Here is a 17,437-nt window from a genome sequence, read left to right on the forward strand (position 1 = left end):
GGCCGGCGCTCAGCCGTACCGCCGCGCACCCGAGGGCCGGACCGCCGACGCCACCGCGTCGGCGACCGGCCCGATCTCGTGCGCGGCCAGGTCGGAGACGGTCAGCCGGACGCCGGGCGGCGAGGCGATCCGGAAGCGGGCCCCGGGGGCGACGGCCCACCCGGCGTGCAGCAGGCGGGCGACCGCGCCGGTCTCGTCGGGCACCGGCACCCACACGTTCATCCCGCTGCGCCCGCGCGCCGCCACCCCGCGCTCGGCGAGCGCGTCGAGCAGCGCGTCACGGCGCCGCCCGTAGGAGCGGGCCGTCCTCACCGGGTCCACCGCGCGGCTCTCCCACAGGGCGGTGACGGCGTGCTGGAGGAGGTGGCTGACCCAACCGGGCCCGAGCCGCTGCCGGCCGCCCACCCGGTCGACGGTGACGGCGTCGCCGGTCAGCACGGCCAGCCGCAGGTCGGGACCGTACGCCTTGGCCGTGGAGCGCACCAGCATCCAGTGGTCCGTGGGGCCGGCGGCGCCCGCCAGGGGGTGCAGGGGGAGGTCGACGATGCCGTGCCCGTGGTCGTCCTCGATCAGCAGGACGTCGGGGTGTCCGGCCAGCGTCCGGCGCAGCTCCCGGGCGCGTTCGGCGGAGACGACGGCGCCGGTGGGGTTCTGCGCCCGGTCGGTGACGACCAGGGCCCGCGCGCCCTGCCGCAGCGCCTGCTCCACCGCGTCCGGCAGCGGTCCGTCGTCGTCGAGGGCGACCGGCAGCGCCCTCAGGCCCAGCGCCGGAATCAGGTCCAGCAGGCTCCCCCAGCCCGGGTCCTCCACGGCGACCGCGTCCCCCGGTTTGAGGTGGGCCGTCAGCGCCCGCTCGATGGCGTCCAGGGAGCCGGAGGTGACGACGACGGGACCGGCCGGCACGCCGTCGGCGTCGAACGCGGCGCGGGCGAGCCGGGCCAGGTCCTCGGTGACGGCGGGGGCGCCGTAGAGCGTCGGACCCCGTTCGTGGCGGTCCGCGGCGGCGGCGAGGGCCTCGCGCAGCGACGGCAGCAGCGAGGTGTCCGGGTTGCCCGTGGAGATGTCGCGCACCCCCTCGGGGACCTCGACCCCGATCGCCTCGCGCGGCGTGCTGGCCGGGCGCGGGCGCACCCGGGTGCCGCGCCGTCCGGCCGTCTCGACCACTCCGCGTTCGCGCAGCATCCGGTAGGCGGCGGCGACCGTGTTGGGGTTCACCCCCAGACGGGCCGCCAACTCCCGCATCGGCGGCAGGAGTCGACCGGGCTCCAACTCCCCCGAGCCCACTCCGCGTTCCACGCTGGCGGCGATATCGGCTGCGCGCCGCCCTTCGATCCTATATTCTCCTAGCACGAAAGTGATTTTGCACTAGTTCAAACAAGGAAAGCAAGTCGACAGATCCACCGGTCGACTGGGCGACAAGGGAGTGAGTGCCATGTCCACCACCACCCCGGAGGGCGCGTACGCCCCGACCCGGCGCACGGTTCCGACGCGGGGCCGCGAGCGCGCCGCGTACGACCGCGCGCTGGTGCACGCGATCCTCGACGAGGGATGCGTCTGCCACCTCGGTTTCGTCCGCGACGGCGCGCCGGTCGTCCTGCCCACGCTCTACGCCCGGGTCGGCGAGCGCCTGTACGTCCACGGCTCCACCGGCTCCCGTCCGCTGCGCGCGGCGGGCTCCTCCGACGCCGGGCTGCCCGTGTGCCTGACGGTGACCCACCTCGACGGCCTGGTCCTGGCCCGCTCCGCCTTCCATCACTCCGTCAACTACCGCTCGGTGGTGGTGCACGGCATCGCCCGCCAGGTGACCGACCCGGCCGAGCGGACGGTCGCGCTCGACGCCCTCGTCGACCAGGCGGTCCCCGGACGCTCGGCCGACACGCGCCGGGCCAACGCCCGGGAGTCGGCCGCCACCGCCGTCGTCGCCCTGGACCTGGAGGAGGTCTCGGCGAAGGTCCGCACCGGCGGTCCGAACGACGACCCGGAGGACCTGGACCTCCCCCACTGGAGCGGCGTCCTGCCGGTGCGGCGGGTCTTCGGCCCCCTCGTCCCCGCCGACGACCTGGCCCCGGACATCGCGGTGCCCGACTACCTCGCCGTGTTCTGAGCCGGGTGGGCGCGGACGGGGCGACCGTCCGCGCCCACCCCGCCGTTCAGGCCCCGGCCGCGGGCTCGGTCACCCGCCGCGCCCCGGACCCCGGACGGGCCTCGGTCACCGCCAGACCCGTCACGGCGGCGAGCAGCAGGACGGTGCCCAGCACGGTCGCCGCGGTGAGCCGCTCGCCCAGCAGCACGACGGCGATCACGGCCGCGCTCACCGGCTCGATCAGCATGATCACCGAGGCGGTGGCGGCCCGGACGACCGCCGCCCCGGCGAAATACAGCGCGTACGCCAGCGCCGTCGGCACCGCGGCCGTGTACACCATCAGGAACAGGACCCGCAGCGGATCGGTGGTGTGCGGCAGCAGCCCCTCGGCCAGGCCCAGCGGCAGCAGGCACACCGCGCCGACGCCGAACGCCCAGGTGGTCGTGGTGTACGGGTCGCCACCGGTGCCGTCCCGGCCCGTCCACCGGGTCAGCAGGGTGATGGCGGCGTAACCGGAGGCGGACAGCAGCGCCAGGGCGACGCCCGCCGGTCGCACCGTCGCCCCGCCGCCGCCGAGGCAGAGCACCGCCAGGCCGGCCGACGCCCCGAGCACGGCCACCAGGCCGCCGCGGCCCGGCCGCTCACCCATCGTCAGCCAGGCGCCCAGCGCGATCAACACCGGTCCGGCGCCGAGGGTGACGACCGTGCCGACCGCGAGCCCGGTGGCCTGGACGGCGCCGAAGTAGGCGGTCTGGAAGAGGGTCAGCCCCAGTCCGGTGGCGACGATCCGCCCCACCCGGCGGCGCCGCGGCTCGGGCGCGGCCGGGGCGGCGGTACGTCCGCCGCGGGCACGGAGCGGGAGGAAGGCCAACAGCAGGACGATCCCGCCGACGTACCGCCAGAACGACAGGGCGACGGGCCCCAGGTCGCCGACGCGGTACAGCAGGGCCGCGGCGGCCCCGGCGGTGCCCCAGGCGATTCCGGCGACGATCAGGTAGAGCAGACCGCGCCGGACGGACAGGGCACCGACACCGGCACCGGAATCGCCGGTTCCGCCGGTGGGCGCGGACACGGCGGGCGCAACGGAAACAGACTTCGACACGTGTGGGTTCTCCGCGTGGTTCGGGAAGTGGTCGCGTGGTCCCGTACGCGGGCAGCGCCGACCCGCCGGCGGCGGTGACGCCCCGGCGCGGTCCTCTCCGGCCGCCCGCTTTTACGCGGCGGGCGGCGGCAACACGGTCGAATGCACGGTCGAACTTTACGAGGAGGACACGTCCGCGGACAACCGACCCCCCTCGTCCCCCGCCTCCTCGGCCCTCTCCCCCACGCGCTCGGACGGCCCGCCTCCGGCCACCGGCGCGGCGGGCGGAGCCGTGGGGGTGGCGCGCTGCGCGATGAACGCGCCGGCGAGCACCACCGCGCCGCCGAACACCTGCACGGCCGACAGCCGCTCGCCGAGCAGCACCCAGGCCAGCACGGTGGCGACGACCGCCTCCAGACAGGCCACGACCCCCGCCACCTGCGGCGAGAGCCTGCGCACCGAGATCACCCCGGTCAGGTAGGCGGTCACGGTCGCCACCAGCACGATCCACGTCAGCAGCACGACGGCGGGCACCTGGGCTCCGCCCACCTCGGCCCGTCCGCCGAGCACCGACCACGCCATCTCCCACGGGCGGGCGACGGCGGTGAGCACCAGTGCGCCGATCAGCAGCCCGTAGGCGATGACGCCCAGCGGGTCGGGCGCCGCCGAGCCGTCGGAGGAGGCGGTTCCGTGGTCGGAGAGCACGAAGTAGCCGACCTGGCAGCAGGCCGCGCCCAACGCCAGCAGCAGCCCGACGGGGTCGAAGCCGAGTCCGGCCCAGATCTCCACCACGCAGGCCAGTCCGCCGACGGCGAGCACCACGCCGATCCCCGCCGCCCGGGTCACCGGCCTGCGCTGGACGAAGCGCACCCAGCCCAGCACCAGCGCGGGCGCCAGGTACTCCACCAGCAGCGCGACCCCGACCGGGATGCGGGAGATCGCCGCGAAGTAGCAGGCCTGCACGCCCGCCACGGCCAGCAGCCCGAAGCCGGCGAGCAGGGCCGGACGTCGCCGCAGCAGATCCCGGTGCCGCCAGGCGAGCGGCAGCAGGACGAGGGCGGCGCCCGCGACCCTGAGCCAGGTGACGTGCAGCGGGTCGAGTCCGGCGGTGATCAGCGGTTTCGCCGCGGGTCCGGAGCCGCCGAAGGCGAGGGCCGACAGCAGGGCGAGGGTGAGTCCGGCGCTCCTTCCGGAGGGGCTCCCGGGAGAGGCGGACGACGGCTTCGTGTCGTGCATCGGCCCATCATGACAGGGCGCGACAGGAGTGTCAGCGGCAGTGCCCCTGACAGTGGGGGTCGACGGTACGGACCGGCGCCGGCTCCTCGGGGACCGCGCCCACGCGGCGCAGCACCTCCACGGCCCGGCACCGGGGATCGGCGACCAGCGCGGCCAGCAGGTCCGGCCCCTCGGCGCGTGTCCCGCCCCGCTCCCGCGCCCGCCGCAGCGCGCCTTCCAGCGCGACCACCGCGGCCGGGGACCAGCCGGCCGGGGCGCCGCGACGGCCGTCACGGTCCGCTGTCGGCCCCGGCCTCCCCTCGGACGCGCCCTCGACCGTGCCCTGCCAGCGCAGTCCGTAGCCGATGCTGCGCTGCGCCAGGTAGCCCAGCAGCCGCGTCAGACGCGCGGGGCCGCCCAGGGCGGAACGGACGGCCGGGTCGGACTCGATCAGACCGTGCAACAGATGGGCGGTGTCGACGTGCCGGTCGCCGTCCCGTCCGGCGCGCCGGCGCGCGCTCGACAGCGCCGCGACCAACTCCGCGCCGAGCAGGTCACCGGCGTGCGGACCCGCGTCCGCGGGCTCCGGGAAAGGCGTACGGCTGTGCACGTACCAACCCCATCACCTTCCCCGCGCTCCGGCATCCGCGCCCGGGGCCATTCACGCGTACCCCCTCGGGAGGGGGGACGGCGTGTCGTCTCCTCCTTGGGAGGGAGGAACGGAAGGTCCCGTTTCGTCCGGCGGACACGGGACCTCCCGGGGAACTCCCGGGCGGCACGGCCGTCGACGGCGCACCGGAAGGGAGGGACGACTCCACGACCGACGCCACCACCGCGGACGCGCGGGGTCGGGACACCGGGCCGTCCGCGGGCGACCCGGCGGACGCGGAGGACACGGGCGTCCTCGACGCCTTCGCCGCTGCCGCGCGAGCACCGGGTGCGGGCGGGCATCACCGAGAGCACGGACACGGAGATGCGACGGGGCGCTCGGTCGACGCCCCGGCCGTCGAGTCGGTCGAGGGGGGATCGTCCCGACCGACCACCGGCCCCTCCGGCGGGTCCGGCTCGCCAGGCGCACCTCGTGGCGCCGTCCGCCGGTGCCGACGCGCCGCAGTCCGGGCTCCAGCAGGGTCATGGCGAACGCCAGGGGGTCCCCCGGTTTCGACAGCCGCCCGTGCGCGCGACCACCACGCCCACCGTGAGGACCTCCCCGCCCGTACCGCTCGTCTTCCGCACGATCCACCCTTTCCCTCAAACCAGGACATTCCGCTTCGGACAACCGCGAGCGGGGCGGAAGGTCACGGGCGGACGCGGAGACCGTGGCACGGGTCGATGGACGGCACCGGCCGCGTCTCCGGCCGCCGGACGGCGGGGTCACGGGCTCAGCGGACCCGGACGGCGTGCTCCCCCGCCGGAACCAGTTCGCCGATCACGGGCGCGCCCGGCACCTCTCCGGCCACCAGCAGGCCGCCGGAGGTCTGGGCGTCGGCCAGCAGCAACCGGGTGTGCTCGTCCGCGGTGCCGAAGTCGGTGTGCGGCGCGACCCAGTCGAGGTTGCGGCGGGTGCCCCCGCTGACGTAGCCGTCACGGACCGCCTCCCGAGCCCCGTCCAGGTAGGGGACGGCGGCCGAGTCCACCACGGCGGTCACCCCGGAGGCACGGGCCAGCTTGTACAGGTGGCCCAGCAGCCCGAAGCCGGTGACGTCCGTGGCGCACCGCGCGCCGGCCGCCACCGCCGCCTCGGAGGCGTCCCGGTTCAGGGCCGCCATGGTCTCCACGGCCTGCGGGAAGAACGCGCCGGTGGCCTTGTGCCGGTTGTTCAGCACGCCCAGGCCGAGCGGCTTGGTCAGCGACAGCGGCAGCCCCGGCCGTCCGGCGTCGTTGCGCAGCAGCTTCTCGGGGTCGGCGATCCCGGTGACCGCCATGCCGTACTTGGGCTCCACGTCGTCGACGCTGTGGCCGCCGCCGACGTGGCAGCCCGCCTGTCCGGCGACCTCCGCCCCGCCGCGCAGCACCTCCCGCGCCAGGTCGAACGGGAGTTTCTCGCGCGGCCAGCCCAGCAGGTTCACCGCCACCAGGGGACGGCCGCCCATGGCGTAGACGTCGGAGAGCGCGTTGGCGGCGGCGATCCGTCCCCAGTGGTACGGGTCGTCCACCACGGGGGTGAAGAAGTCCGCGGTGGCGATGACGGCGGGGCCGCCCCGTGGGCCGGGGAGGCGGACGGCGGCCGCGTCGTCGCCGGTGTCCAGACCGACCAGCAGCTCGCCCGCCGGGTCGCCGGGCGCCGTCCCCAGCAGCCCCGCGACCGCCTCCTCCAGTTCACCGGGCGGGATCTTGCAGGCGCAGCCGCCGCCGTGCGCGTACCGGGTCAGCCGTACGGGTCCCCGCTCCGACGCCTCCTGACCGGCCGTCACGCCCCTGGTGTACATCGCGTTCCCTCCTCGCCGACGTGTCCGGCACACCTTGCCCCACACGCTTCGCCGGAAACGCCGGGCGGAAGATTGACTCCCACCGGGTGGCGGGTTTGGATGATCCACGTCCGGGCACGCGCGTCCCGGCATGGAGGCGTAAGGGTGCCTGGTGGCCCTCCCGGTCTTCAAAACCGAGGTGCCCGAGGATCTCGGGCAGGTGGGTTCGATTCCCATCCGCCTCCGCCAATCCGCCTGTGACGACACGGGCGTCGAAGGGATGTCGAAGGGATTCGGACGCGCCGCGGGCGCACCGCCGCCGCGCCCTTCCCCTCCCGGTCACGCGCACGGCCCGCGTCGCGGAAGGACGCCCTCTCCCCGGGGTCCCGGGGCCCGGAAGCGAAAACGTCCGACTCGTGGCGTGTTTCCGTACAACCGAACGCTCCGCTCCGATCGTCTGACTCCACCGAGGAGACGGCGCCTCCGGCGCACCCCGTACCCGCCCGTCTCCTCGGCACGTCCAGCCGGACGCGGTCGGCACCCGGCCACCGCGGGCGGGTACCCGGGGAGGGAGACACACGATCATGCGCATACCAGCGGCCGGGAGCCGCAGACTCGGGGCGCTGTTCGCCACCGCGGCGATGGCCGCGCCCCTGATGGTCGCGATCGGCGCCGGTCCGGCGCACGCCGCGCCGACCTGCACCAAGAGCACGGGCCCCTACCAGAAGCAGGTCGAGGGCTTTCTGGGTCTGAAGGTGGACGGCAGGCAGTCCGCCGCGGACTGCAAGGCGATCCAGAGCTTCCAGACCAAGCACGGCATATCGCCCAACATCGGTTACGCCGGTCCGATCACCTGGGGCGTGATGGACCTGATGAACAAGCAGAAGGCCGCCGGGAAGAACCCGAACAAGGCCGGGAAGTGCCCGACGAACAAGGGTCGCATCGCCTGCGTCGACCTCACCCGTCAACTGAGCTGGATCCAGGACGGAAAGAAACTCGTCATGGGTCCCGTCCCGGTGCGGACCGGACGCGACGGGTACGAGACGCGCACGGGCGCCAAGAAGATCTACTGGCGCAACAAGGACCACTGGTCGACGATCTACGACGTGGCCATGCCCTACAGCCAGTTCTTCGACGGCGGACAGGCGTTCCACTCCATCAAGGGCAGTGTGTGGTCGCCGCCGGGTTCGCACGGCTGCGTCAACATGCGTTCCGCGGACGCCGCGGCGTACTGGAAGCTGCTGAAGAACGGCGACGACGTCCACGTGTACGGCCGCAAGCCGGGCACCTGACCCACCGCTGACCCACCGCGGACGTACGGCGCCCGGGCACGGCCGCGACGCGGTCGCCCGGGCGCGCCCGGTGTCGGGGCGGCGTCAGGTCGGCGGCGAGGGGACCTCGCCGGCTCCCGGCGGCGCCGCCTCCTCCGGTCCACCGCCCAGCCTTCCGGCGCGGCGGCGCAGGACGACGGCGGCGGCCGCGGCGCTCACCGCGAAGGCGGCGGCCATCGTCCAGGGGCGGTTGAGCCGGTGGCCCAGCAGGTGGTCCAGGGAGTAGCGGCCCGGGCCGGCGACACTGAGGCAGGTGGCGACGAACCCGAGGAAGGCCGGGTACTCGTAGCCGCCCTCGGTGACGAAGAAGCCCGCCGGGGCGTGGACCGACACCGCTCCCGCCATGGTTCCCGCGACCGCGGCTCCCGCGGCCGGCGTGGCCAGACCCAGCGCCAGCAGCGTGCCGCCGCCGGCCTCGGCCGCTCCCGCGGCGAGCGCGCTCTCTCGGCCGGGCTCGAAGCCCATCTGCTCCATCGCCTGCCGAGTGCCCTCCAGGCCGTGCCCGCCGAACCATCCGAAGAGCTTCTGGGCGCCGTGCGCGAAGAGGACGCCGCCCACGCCCGCCCTGAGGAGCAACAGCCCCAGATCGCCGCGGTTCGACGTCGGCTTCGGCTTCGTCCGCATCGACATCACCATCGGGCACCTCTCCACGGTCCGGTCGCCCTTCCCAGCCTCGCGGCTTCTCCCGGAGCCCACCACCGGCACGGTCCGTTCGGGGCAACCGGCGCCGGCCGTCCCTCAGGGCGTGCCCGCGCCGGCGGGCGGCTCGCAGCGGCGCCGGGTGGTGTCCAGGCGGACCGTCAGGCCGCGGGCGTCCAGGTGCTCCAGCAGGGGGATCACGACCCGGCGCGTGGTGTCCAGGGCGCGGCGGGCCTCACTGGTGGTGAACGGCTGTGCCAGTCGGGCCAGGAGCGCGGCCGCCCTGGTGTCGGCCCCGGGCAGCAGCACGATGCCGTCCCCGATCCTCAGCAGGGCGCCCGCGGCGACGGCGGCGGCGATCACGTTGGGGGTCAGGCCGAGTTCGGCCAGGCGGTGGGCCTCCGGGGCGCGGAAGGGCGCGCGCCGCAGCTCGGCGCGGACGGCGTCGACCGCCTGCCGCACCCGGGGCGGCAGTCGGGGGCGGGCGCTGCTGCCGTAGACGCGGCCGTCGCGCCGTTCCAGTCGGGGCCCGTCGTGGGGCGCGGTGTCCACCAGCGCCCGCACCAGGGCGCGTTCGGGCAGGTCCAGGGCCCGGCGGGCGGCCTCGGTGGGCAGGCCGGGGTCCATCGGGTTCCGGGCCGCGTGCTCCTCGACCACCCGGACCAGACGCCGGCGCAGCGCGGCCCAGTGGCCCGGGTCGGCGAGCCAGTCCCCGGCCACGGGCTCGGCCGGGGGCGGCACTCCCATGGCCAGCAGTTCCGCGCGCCGGACCAGACCGCGGCGGCGCAGCTCCGCCGCTCCGTCCGGGGTGCCGCCCACCGCCTCCAGCTCGCGGGCCCGTGCGCGTCCCGCGCCGCGCCGCGCCAGCCGGGGCGGGCGGACGTCGAGCACGGTGAGCCCGGCGGGGATCCGGTGCCGGCCGGGGTCGCGCAGCAGCGCGGTGTCGCCCACCCGCAGCGGCATCGGGCGGGCGAGCGTCAGCCGGGCGGTGTCCTCGCCGAGCGGTCGGACACCGGCGGGCACGGCGGCGGACCCGGCGTGGAGGACGAGGTTCCGGGGCAGGTCGGCGGCCGGGTCGCCGTGCAGTCGCACGTCCACCAGGGCGGTGGCGAGCCAGCGGTCGGGGGTGAGCAGGGCGTCGCCCCGGTGGAGGGCGTCGGCGGGAGCGCCGTGCACGTTGACCGCGACGCGGGCGACCGCGCCCACCTCCTCGCGGTCCTCCTTGAGCGTCTGGAGGCCGCGGACGCGCACGGCCGTGCCGTCGGAGGCCACCACGAGGCGGTCGCCGGTGCGGATCGTGCCCGCGGCGAGCGTCCCGGTGACCACGGTGCCGCGACCGCGCACGGTGAACGCCCGGTCCACCCACAGCCGCACGTCGGCGGTCCGGTCCGGCTCCGGCAGGGCGGCGGTCAGCCGGACCAGGGCCGCGCGGAGTCCGTCCAGGCCCTCGCCGGTGACGGAGCTGACGGGGACGGCCTCGACCTTTCCGAGCGAGGTCTCGGCGATCCTGGCGAGCGCGTCCTCGCGCACGGGGGCCGGATCGGCGAGGTCGCTGCGGGTGACGGCGAGCACGCCGTGCCGCACCCGCAGGGCGTCCAGGACGGCCAGGTGCTCCTCGGACTGCGGCTGCCAGCCCTGGTCGGCGGCGACCACCAGCAGGACGGCCGGGACGGGGCCGACCCCGGCCAGCATGTTGCCGACCAGCCTCTCGTGGCCGGGGACGTCCACGAAGGCGATCCGCTCGCCGTCGGGCAGGCGCGTCCACACGAAGCCCAGGTCGAGGGTGAGGCCGCGGCGGCGCTCCTCCTCCCACCGGTCGGGTTCCATCCCGGTGAGGGCGCGGACCAGCGCCGACTTGCCATGGTCGACGTGTCCGGCGGTGGCGACGACGTGCACGCCGGTCACCCCCTTCCCGTGTCCGAGCCGTTCGACGCGGTCTTCCCCACGCGCCGGACGGCGTCCGCCACGGCGGCGTCCTGTTCCTCGGGCACGGTGCGCAGGTCCAGCAGGCACCGCCCGTTCTCGACGCGTCCCAGTACGGCGGGCGTGCCCCGCCGCAGCGGTGGGGCGTACTCCGCGGGCAGGGACACGGCCGCGCTGGGCAGGGTGACGCCGGGGGCGCCTCCGCCGCCGACCGCGGCCTCGCTGTCGACCGCGCGGGCGTCGACGTCCGTGCCGCGCAGCTCGGCGGCGAGGTGTTCGGCGCGCGCCCACAGACGCCGGGGGTCGGCGTGGAGCATGGTCCGGACGGGGGCGGCGGGGCCGCGCACGGTCGCCTCCAGCGCGGCCAGTGTCAGTTTGTCGACACGCAGCGCTCGGGCGAGGGGGTGGCGGGACAGGCGTCGGACGAGGTCGGCGCGGCCGAGGATCAGGCCGCACTGCGGTCCGCCGAGGAGCTTGTCGCCGCTGGCGGTGACCAGGGACGCGCCCGCGCGCAGCCCGCCGGTGGCGTCCGGCTCGTCGGGCAGCGCGGGCTCGGGCCGCAGCAGCCCGGAGCCGATGTCGACGACCACCGGGACGCCGAGCCGGGCCAGTTCGGCGACGGACGCCGAGCGGGTGAAGCCGGTGATGCGGAAGTTGGAGGGGTGCACCTTCAGCACGAAGCCGGTGTCGGGGCCGAGCACGGCCGCGTAGTCGTCGGCGGAGGTCCGGTTGGTGGTGCCGACCTCGCGCAGCCGGGCCCCGGTGGACACCAGCAGGTCCGGGAGGCGGAACCCGTCGCCGATCTCGACCATCTCGCCCCGACCGACGACGATCTCCTTCCCCGCGGCGAGCGCGGTCGCGGCCAGCACCAGGGCGGCCGCGCCGTTGTTGACGACGTGGGCGGCCTCGGCGGGCGGCACGGCTTCGACCAGGGCCGCCACGGCCGAGGCGCCGCGCCGGGAGCGGGTCCCGGTGGCCAGGTCCAGCTCCACGTCGGTGGGCCCGCAGGCGGCGGCCACCGCCTCCCGGGCGGCCCGCGACAGCGGTGCGCGGCCCAGGTTGGTGTGGAGCAGGACGCCGGTGGCGTTGACCACCGGCCGCAGTCCCCCGGCCGTCTCGGGCAGCGTGGCGACCGCGGTGTCGGCGACCGCCTCCGGCGGGATCTCCCCCGTCCGGGCGCGCTCCAGGGCACGGGCGACGACCGACTTCACCAGCGCGCGGCCCAGGCGCCCGGCCGCCTCGACCAGGCGGGGGTCGGCGAGCACCGCGTCCGTGCGGGGAAGCCGGCGCCGCGCGTCCGCTCCGGTCGCCGTCGCGGTGTCGCGGTCCATCCGGTGGCCTCCTGACGGGACGGGACGGGTACGGGGCGTCGGCCAGGATAGGCGCGCGCGGCCCGGCACGGGCGGTGCCGCACCGGCCCGCTGTCCCGTCGTCCCCCGGACGACAACCCGTCGGTCCTTCCCGTCAGTCCTCGTCGGCGAGGATGAGGTAGAGCCGCTTGCGCGCGTCGTTGACGACGGCGAGCGCCTTCTCGCGCTGTTCGGGCGTGCCGGTGGCCCACACCTGCCGGAAGGCCTCGATGAGCCCGGTGCCCGCCTTGCGCACCTCGTTCATCGCCTCCCAGTCGATGCCGCGTCCGGCCTCCTCCCAGGGGGCCTCGGGGCCGTTCTCGGCCTCGGCGCGGCCGGCGTCGGTGAGCGAGAAGAGCTTCTTGCCTCCCTCGCTGGCGCTGGTGATCAGCCCCTCGTCCTCCAGGAGCTGGAGGGTGGGGTAGACGGAGCCGGGGCTGGGCTTCCAGGCTCCGCCGCTGCGTTCGGCGATCTCCTGGATCATCTCGTAGCCGTGCATGGGCCGGTCGGCGAGCAGGGCCAGGATCGAGGCCCGTACGTCGCCGCGCCGGGCCCTGCGGTGCGGCCCGCCGCGTCCGCGGCCCCGGCCGCCGAAGAAGGGGCCGTCCCCGCCGAAGGGCGGACCGAAGGGGCCGAAGGCGGCGTGTCGGAAGCCGGGCCCCGGGCCGCGGTGCCCGTGCCCGTGTCCGTGGTGGTGTCCTGAGGTACGCATCGTCCGCGTCCTTCCTGTGGGGGCCGCTCCAGGGCGAACCGATCTATCGAGTTTCTTTCTTCAACCCATCTCGATAACTCGACGATATATCGGAAACACTGTGCCGACAAGGCCTCGGGGCCACTCGCCCGGCATTGGCCGTGGTTCGCGTCCCGCCCGGTCTCCTACGCTCGCGATCATGAGGATTCGTATCGTCGACGCGTTCACCGACCGCCCCTTCGCGGGCAACCCGGCCGGCGTCGTGCTGCTGGACTCCGGCCCCTTCCCGGCCGACGACCGGCTCCAGCGGATCGCCGCCGAGGTCAACCTCTCCGAGACCGCGTTCGCGCATCCGCTGCCCGAGGACGCCGAGGCCGACTGGGCGCTGCGCTGGTTCACCCCCGCCACCGAGGTCAACCTCTGCGGGCACGCGACGCTCGCCACCGCCCACGTCCTGCACACCACCGGCGCGGCCGCCGGCACCGTCCGGTTCGCCTCCCGCAGCGGCGTCCTCGCCGCCACCACGGCGGCGGACGGCTCGATCACCCTGGACTTCCCCACCGCCCCGCTCACCGAGGTCGCTGTCGACGACGAGCTCGGCGCGGCCCTGGGCGCCGAGGTGTTCTCCGCCCACGACACGGGCGAGAACGTCGGCGACCTGCTGGTCGAACTGGCCGACGAGAAGACCGTGCGCACCCTGACCCCGGACCTCGCCGCCGTGGCACGGCTGCCCCACCGGGGCGTCATCGTCACCGCGCGGGCGGCCGAGGAGGACGCGCCCTACGACTTCGTCTCGCGCTTCTTCGGACCGGCCGTCGGCATCGACGAGGACCCGGTGACCGGCAGCGCCCACACCGCGCTCGCGCCCCTGTGGTCGGCCCGTCTCGGTCGCGAGACGCTGACCGGCCTCCAGGCGTCGGCCCGCACCGGCCTGGTGCGCACCACACTGCGCGGCGAGCGCACGCTGCTGACCGGCACCGCCGTCACCGTCATCGACGGGGAGCTGCTCACCGGGGCGTGAGGGGCGCGTCCCCCACCCGTACGGCCGTACGTCTCACCCGTACGGCCGTACCCGCGCGGCGGGGCGGGCGTCAGGCCGTCGGCAGCCAGTCCACCCGGCCGGCCAGCAGCGCGTACCCGACGAACGCCACGATGTCGATCAGCGCGTGCGCCGCGACCAGCGGCCCGACCCGTCCCCACCGCCGGTACAGCCACACGAAGATCACGCCCATCGCGACGTTGCCGACGAACCCGCCGACACCCTGGTAGAGGTGGTACGACCCGCGCAGCAGGGAGCTCGCGGCGAGCGCGGCCGCCGGGGTCCAGCCCAGTTGGTCGAGCCTGCGCAGCAGGTAACCGAGGACGATGACCTCCTCGACCACGGAGTTCTGGATCGCCGAGGCGATCAGGACCGGGATCTTCCACCACACGTCCGGCAGCGACTCGGGCACCACCGTGAGGTTGAACCCGCTCGCCCGCGCGCCCAGGTAGAGCAGCAGCCCGCTGCCCCCGATGCCCGCCGCGACCACGGCGCCCCACCCCAGGTCGAAACCGGGCCGGCGCAGGTCGAAGCCGATCCCCCGCAGCCCCGGCCCGCCGTGGCCGCCGGGCCCCTCGCGGGTCAGGAGGTGGGCGACGAGCAGCACCGGCACCAGGGCGGTGGCGATGCCGAACAGTTGCCAGGCCAGGTCCAGCCAGGGACGGTCCGGGGCGTAGGAGCCGTTGAGCCGCGCCGCCTGGTCCTCCAGGTCGCCGGGCCTGGTCAGCGATCCGACGAAGCTGATGAGCGCCGACAGTCCGCTCGCGCCCAGCGACAGTCCCAGGACGAGCAGCGTCTCGCGCCCCAGGACCCGGTGCCGCGCCACGTCCACGCCCCCGCTCCGGAGTCGCTCTCCGCCGCCGTGCTCCCGGCTTCCGTTCCCGTGGTCCGGACCCTCTCCTCCCGGTTCCCCGTCCCGCACGCCTGGTCGCACTCCGCCTCCCGCTCGGCCGTTCCTCCCGCCGGTGCCCGCCGGCCCGGGACGAACAGCTTGCCCCACCGCCCCCGCCCTCCGACGGCGGGGTCCGGTGGGGCCGGACGGGACGCGCCTACGGGCCGACCGGCCAGCCGTGCACCGGCTCTCCCGTGCGGACCAGCTCGCAGTAGCGCCTGACCGTCATGGCCAGGGCCTTCTCCCGGTCCAGCCCGCCGTCCAGGGCCCGGTGGTAGGTGTCGGCCTGCCAGGAGGCGCCGTTGACCCGGCGGCGGCAGCGCTCGTCGATGACCGACAGGTAGCGGTCCCGGTCGCCGGGCTCGATGCCCCAGGCGTCCAGGCCCGCGGCGGCCATCGGCAGCAGCTCCTCCCGCACCAGCCGGTCCACGGGGACGGCCGCGAGGGAGCCGCCGCGTCCCGGGCGGGGCCACCACAGCCGGGCCTCCATGCCGTGCCGGCAGGCGTTGTCGAAGTTCTCGGCGGCGGCGGAGAACGGCATCCGGCTCCACACCGGACGCGCCTCGTCCGCCATCGCGCGCACCAGCCCGTAGTACAGGGCGGTGTTGGCCAGGACGTCGGTGACGGTGGGGCCGGCGGGCAGCACCCGGTTCTCCACGCGCAGGTGCGGCACCCCGTCCGCGACGGCGTACACGGGACGGTTCCAGCGGTAGATGGTGCCGTTGTGCAGGACCATCTCGTGCAGCGAGGGAACGCCGCCGTCGTCGAGGGTCTCCAGCGGGTCCTCGTCGTCGCGGATGGGCAGCAGGGACGGGAAGTACCGCACGTTCTCCTCGAACAGGTCGTACGCCGAGGAGATCCACCGCTCGCCGAACCAGGTGCGGGGCCGCACTCCCTGGGCGATCAGCTCGGGCGGCCGGGTGTCGGTGGCCTGGAGGAACAGCGGGGGGCGGGACTCGCGCCACAGCTCGCGGCCGAAGAGGAAGGGCGAGTTGGCGCCCACCGCGACCTGGACGGCCGAGATGACCTGGGCGGCGTTCCACACGTCGGCGAAGCGGCCGGGCGTCACCTGGAGGTGGAGCTGCACGGAGGTGCAGGCGGCCTCCGGGGCGATGGAGGACGAGACGTACCGCAGGCGCTCCACGCCCTCGATGTCCAGGACGACCTCCTCGCCGCGGCTCGCCATCACCTGGTCGTTCAACAGGGTGTAGCGGTCGACGGCGGTGAGGTTCGCGGAGACCAGGTCGTCCCCGGTGAGCGTCGGCAGAATGCCTATCATCACGATCCGCGCGTCGAGCTCCCCGGCTTTGCGGTCGGCATAGGCCAGCCCGGTGCGCAACTCCTCCGCGAGCTGGTCCAGCACGCGTCCGGACAGCCGGTGCGGGAGGATATTCACCTCCAGATTGAACTGCCCCAGTTCCGTCTGGAAATCCCGGCTCGCAATGCGCTCCAGCACCTCGGTGTTCATCATCCGGGGCATCCCCTCGGCGTCCGCGAGGTTCAGCTCGATCTCCAGCCCCATGAGATCGCGGGGGCGGTCGAAGCGCTGCTCGTCCAGCAGGCGCCGCAGCCCCTCGAGACACCGATGGAGCTTGTCCCTGTAGCGCCGGCGGTCGGCCAGGTCGAACCCTCCGGCCACGACCTTCTCGCCCATCGAAGCGTCCCTCCTCCAGTGAACCGTGACCGGATGATGCCCCGCCGATGCGAGAGATAACGCCTCATGTGGAGGCGAAGGACGCTAAGCTGATGCCGACGGCTTTCACCGGGCACATTCCCAAGGCATGCGGCTTCCGGCATGGAAGGTTGCCGACGGCATACGGATCCTCACTCGTGAGAAATACCGAAAAGATACGGCCGACCGCATAGCCAATCACCTTCGAGGTCAGCGCCCGACCGCCCGAGGACTCGCAGATGAAACACCCTCGAAAAATGTCTCGATGTCCCCTTGCCGGTAACATGCGAGACAGCTAGTCGAAACACCCACTGAACACGCGTCGTATAAACTCCCGAAAGCGGCCGAGACGCGGCTCCTTCCACGGCGCCGTTCCGTCGAGGCCTTCCCCCCGGCCCTCTTCGTGGCCCCCGTACGCCGACAGCGCCGTCCGCGCCTGCTGAGCACCACCGTGTCTCCGAGCGAGAGGCGACCCACCATGCCCCTGCGTGTCCAACCGGCCCCGGCACCCGCTCTGCGCAGCGTGCACGCGGCCCTCGGTTCTCCCACCGGTCTCCGCAGCACGTCCACCCCGCCCGGTCCGCAGGCCCGGACGGGCGCCGTACGACCGGACCTCCCCCTGCCTCTCCACGTGCTGGACGGGATCACGGCCTCGGACGGCCCGCCCCGCACCCGACTGACCGGATGGCGCTTCCTGCTGCGCGACGGGCACGGCGTGGTGGGAGCCGCCGAGGCCATGCTCACCGCGGACGGCTGGACGTTCTCCCACTTCAGCGCGGGGCCGTTCGTCGCCTCCACCGAGACCGCCCTGGCACGGGCCGAGACGCTGCCGACGACGTACCAGCCGCGGCTGCTGTCCGTACCCGAGCTGTACATGCTGACGCTGTGGCTCCACGGCGACACGGAGGCCGACGCCGCGGGCGGCTCCCCCGCCCCGGACGACCTGCTGGTGCCGCTGGCCCCGGCCCCGCCGGGGATCGCGGCACACCGCCCGCACCGCGTCGACGGTCTGCTGCCGCTGCTGACCCGCCGGCTGGTGCCCACCACCCCCCTGCTCGGCACGCCGGCCTGAGGGAGCCTGAGGAGGATCGACGGCACGCCCGGAAACGGAGTG

The 17,437-nt window shown here is 75.0% G+C and carries 15 protein-coding genes and 1 tRNA gene; 5 read left to right on the forward strand and 11 right to left on the reverse strand.

Annotated elements, in window-relative coordinates:
* Positions 1-9 precede the first annotated feature (9 nt).
* A complete protein-coding gene (locus ABD335_RS25730; RefSeq protein WP_344327797.1) occupies positions 10-1,350 on the reverse strand; it encodes an aminotransferase class I/II-fold pyridoxal phosphate-dependent enzyme in 1,341 nt (446 codons plus the stop codon).
* An 82-nt stretch (positions 1,351-1,432) separates the two neighbouring features.
* On the opposite strand from ABD335_RS25730, the gene ABD335_RS25735 reads away from it, so the two are divergent.
* Positions 1,433-2,104 carry a pyridoxamine 5'-phosphate oxidase family protein gene (locus tag ABD335_RS25735; RefSeq protein ID WP_344327798.1) on the forward strand — a complete coding sequence of 224 codons (672 nt, stop codon included), beginning with the start codon at positions 1,433-1,435 and terminating at the stop codon, positions 2,102-2,104.
* A 46-nt stretch (positions 2,105-2,150) separates the two neighbouring features.
* On the opposite strand, the gene ABD335_RS25740 is transcribed toward ABD335_RS25735, so the two are convergent.
* The 4 genes from ABD335_RS25740 to selD form a co-directional block, all read right to left on the reverse strand.
* Positions 2,151-3,155, reverse strand: coding sequence for a DMT family transporter (locus tag ABD335_RS25740; RefSeq protein ID WP_344327801.1), 1,005 nt, complete (start codon positions 3,153-3,155; stop codon positions 2,151-2,153).
* Between the two features lie 186 nt (positions 3,156-3,341).
* On the reverse strand, positions 3,342-4,400 hold the full coding sequence (locus tag ABD335_RS25745) for an EamA family transporter (protein ID WP_344327802.1): 1,059 nt from the start codon (positions 4,398-4,400) through the stop codon (positions 3,342-3,344).
* A 31-nt stretch (positions 4,401-4,431) separates the two neighbouring features.
* Positions 4,432-4,989, reverse strand: coding sequence for a Clp protease N-terminal domain-containing protein (locus ABD335_RS25750; protein ID WP_425583744.1), 558 nt, complete (start codon positions 4,987-4,989; stop codon positions 4,432-4,434).
* A gap of 772 nt (positions 4,990-5,761) precedes the next feature.
* On the reverse strand, positions 5,762-6,808 hold the full coding sequence (selD, locus tag ABD335_RS25755; protein WP_344327804.1) for a selenide, water dikinase SelD: 1,047 nt from the start codon (positions 6,806-6,808) through the stop codon (positions 5,762-5,764).
* 132 nt (positions 6,809-6,940) lie between these two features.
* Between selD and ABD335_RS25760 the strand changes: the two genes are divergently transcribed.
* Both ABD335_RS25760 and ABD335_RS25765 read left to right on the forward strand, forming a co-directional pair.
* A tRNA-Sec gene (locus ABD335_RS25760) sits at positions 6,941-7,036 on the forward strand.
* A 335-nt stretch (positions 7,037-7,371) separates the two neighbouring features.
* A complete protein-coding gene (locus ABD335_RS25765) occupies positions 7,372-8,079 on the forward strand; it encodes a L,D-transpeptidase family protein (protein ID WP_344327806.1) in 708 nt (235 codons plus the stop codon).
* An 84-nt stretch (positions 8,080-8,163) separates the two neighbouring features.
* Here the strand turns inward: ABD335_RS25765 and ABD335_RS25770 are convergent, their stop codons facing one another.
* From ABD335_RS25770 to ABD335_RS25785, 4 genes are all read right to left on the reverse strand, one after another.
* The gene (locus ABD335_RS25770; RefSeq protein ID WP_344327808.1) at positions 8,164-8,742 is read right to left on the reverse strand and encodes a DoxX family protein; all 579 of its coding nucleotides are present in this window, start codon (positions 8,740-8,742) and stop codon (positions 8,164-8,166) included.
* A gap of 114 nt (positions 8,743-8,856) precedes the next feature.
* Positions 8,857-10,653 (reverse strand): selenocysteine-specific translation elongation factor, encoded by a 1,797-nt coding sequence (gene selB, locus ABD335_RS25775; protein ID WP_344327841.1) that lies wholly within the window; start codon positions 10,651-10,653, stop codon positions 8,857-8,859.
* A gap of 5 nt (positions 10,654-10,658) precedes the next feature.
* Positions 10,659-12,011 (reverse strand): L-seryl-tRNA(Sec) selenium transferase, encoded by a 1,353-nt coding sequence (gene selA / locus ABD335_RS25780; RefSeq protein ID WP_344327810.1) that lies wholly within the window; start codon positions 12,009-12,011, stop codon positions 10,659-10,661.
* A gap of 133 nt (positions 12,012-12,144) precedes the next feature.
* Positions 12,145-12,741 carry a PadR family transcriptional regulator gene (locus ABD335_RS25785; protein ID WP_344327812.1) on the reverse strand — a complete coding sequence of 199 codons (597 nt, stop codon included), beginning with the start codon at positions 12,739-12,741 and terminating at the stop codon, positions 12,145-12,147.
* A 178-nt stretch (positions 12,742-12,919) separates the two neighbouring features.
* Between ABD335_RS25785 and ABD335_RS25790 the strand changes: the two genes are divergently transcribed.
* Positions 12,920-13,741 carry a PhzF family phenazine biosynthesis protein gene (locus ABD335_RS25790; protein WP_344327813.1) on the forward strand — a complete coding sequence of 274 codons (822 nt, stop codon included), beginning with the start codon at positions 12,920-12,922 and terminating at the stop codon, positions 13,739-13,741.
* Positions 13,742-13,811: 70 nt separating this feature from the next.
* Here the strand turns inward: ABD335_RS25790 and ABD335_RS25795 are convergent, their stop codons facing one another.
* Both ABD335_RS25795 and ABD335_RS25800 read right to left on the reverse strand, forming a co-directional pair.
* Entirely contained in the window at positions 13,812-14,591 is a 780-nt protein-coding gene (locus ABD335_RS25795) for a CPBP family intramembrane glutamic endopeptidase (RefSeq protein WP_344327816.1), read from the reverse strand.
* A gap of 217 nt (positions 14,592-14,808) precedes the next feature.
* Entirely contained in the window at positions 14,809-16,305 is a 1,497-nt protein-coding gene (locus ABD335_RS25800; RefSeq protein WP_344327817.1) for a glutamate-cysteine ligase family protein, read from the reverse strand.
* A 496-nt stretch (positions 16,306-16,801) separates the two neighbouring features.
* Between ABD335_RS25800 and ABD335_RS25805 the strand changes: the two genes are divergently transcribed.
* A complete protein-coding gene (locus ABD335_RS25805; protein ID WP_344327818.1) occupies positions 16,802-17,395 on the forward strand; it encodes a hypothetical protein in 594 nt (197 codons plus the stop codon).
* The last annotated feature ends 42 nt before the right edge of the window (positions 17,396-17,437 follow it).

It is taken from the genome of Streptomyces macrosporus (assembly GCF_039533145.1).
Lineage (GTDB): Bacteria > Actinomycetota > Actinomycetes > Streptomycetales > Streptomycetaceae > Streptomyces > Streptomyces macrosporus.

Excerpts from the sequence above, each read along its gene's own strand:
- ABD335_RS25735 (WP_344327798.1), top strand. The coding sequence starts at position 1,433 with ATGTCCACCACCACCCCGGAGGGCGCGTACGCCCCGACCCGGCGCACG.
- ABD335_RS25745 (WP_344327802.1), bottom strand. The coding sequence starts at position 4,400 with ATGCACGACACGAAGCCGTCGTCCGCCTCTCCCGGGAGCCCCTCCGGA.
- selD (WP_344327804.1), bottom strand. The coding sequence starts at position 6,808 with ATGTACACCAGGGGCGTGACGGCCGGTCAGGAGGCGTCGGAGCGGGGA.
- ABD335_RS25765 (WP_344327806.1), top strand. The coding sequence starts at position 7,372 with ATGCGCATACCAGCGGCCGGGAGCCGCAGACTCGGGGCGCTGTTCGCC.
- ABD335_RS25770 (WP_344327808.1), bottom strand. The coding sequence starts at position 8,742 with ATGCGGACGAAGCCGAAGCCGACGTCGAACCGCGGCGATCTGGGGCTG.
- selA (WP_344327810.1), bottom strand. The coding sequence starts at position 12,011 with ATGGACCGCGACACCGCGACGGCGACCGGAGCGGACGCGCGGCGCCGG.
- ABD335_RS25785 (WP_344327812.1), bottom strand. The coding sequence starts at position 12,741 with ATGCGTACCTCAGGACACCACCACGGACACGGGCACGGGCACCGCGGC.
- ABD335_RS25790 (WP_344327813.1), top strand. The coding sequence starts at position 12,920 with ATGAGGATTCGTATCGTCGACGCGTTCACCGACCGCCCCTTCGCGGGC.
- ABD335_RS25800 (WP_344327817.1), bottom strand. The coding sequence starts at position 16,305 with ATGGGCGAGAAGGTCGTGGCCGGAGGGTTCGACCTGGCCGACCGCCGG.
- ABD335_RS25805 (WP_344327818.1), top strand. The coding sequence starts at position 16,802 with ATGCCCCTGCGTGTCCAACCGGCCCCGGCACCCGCTCTGCGCAGCGTG.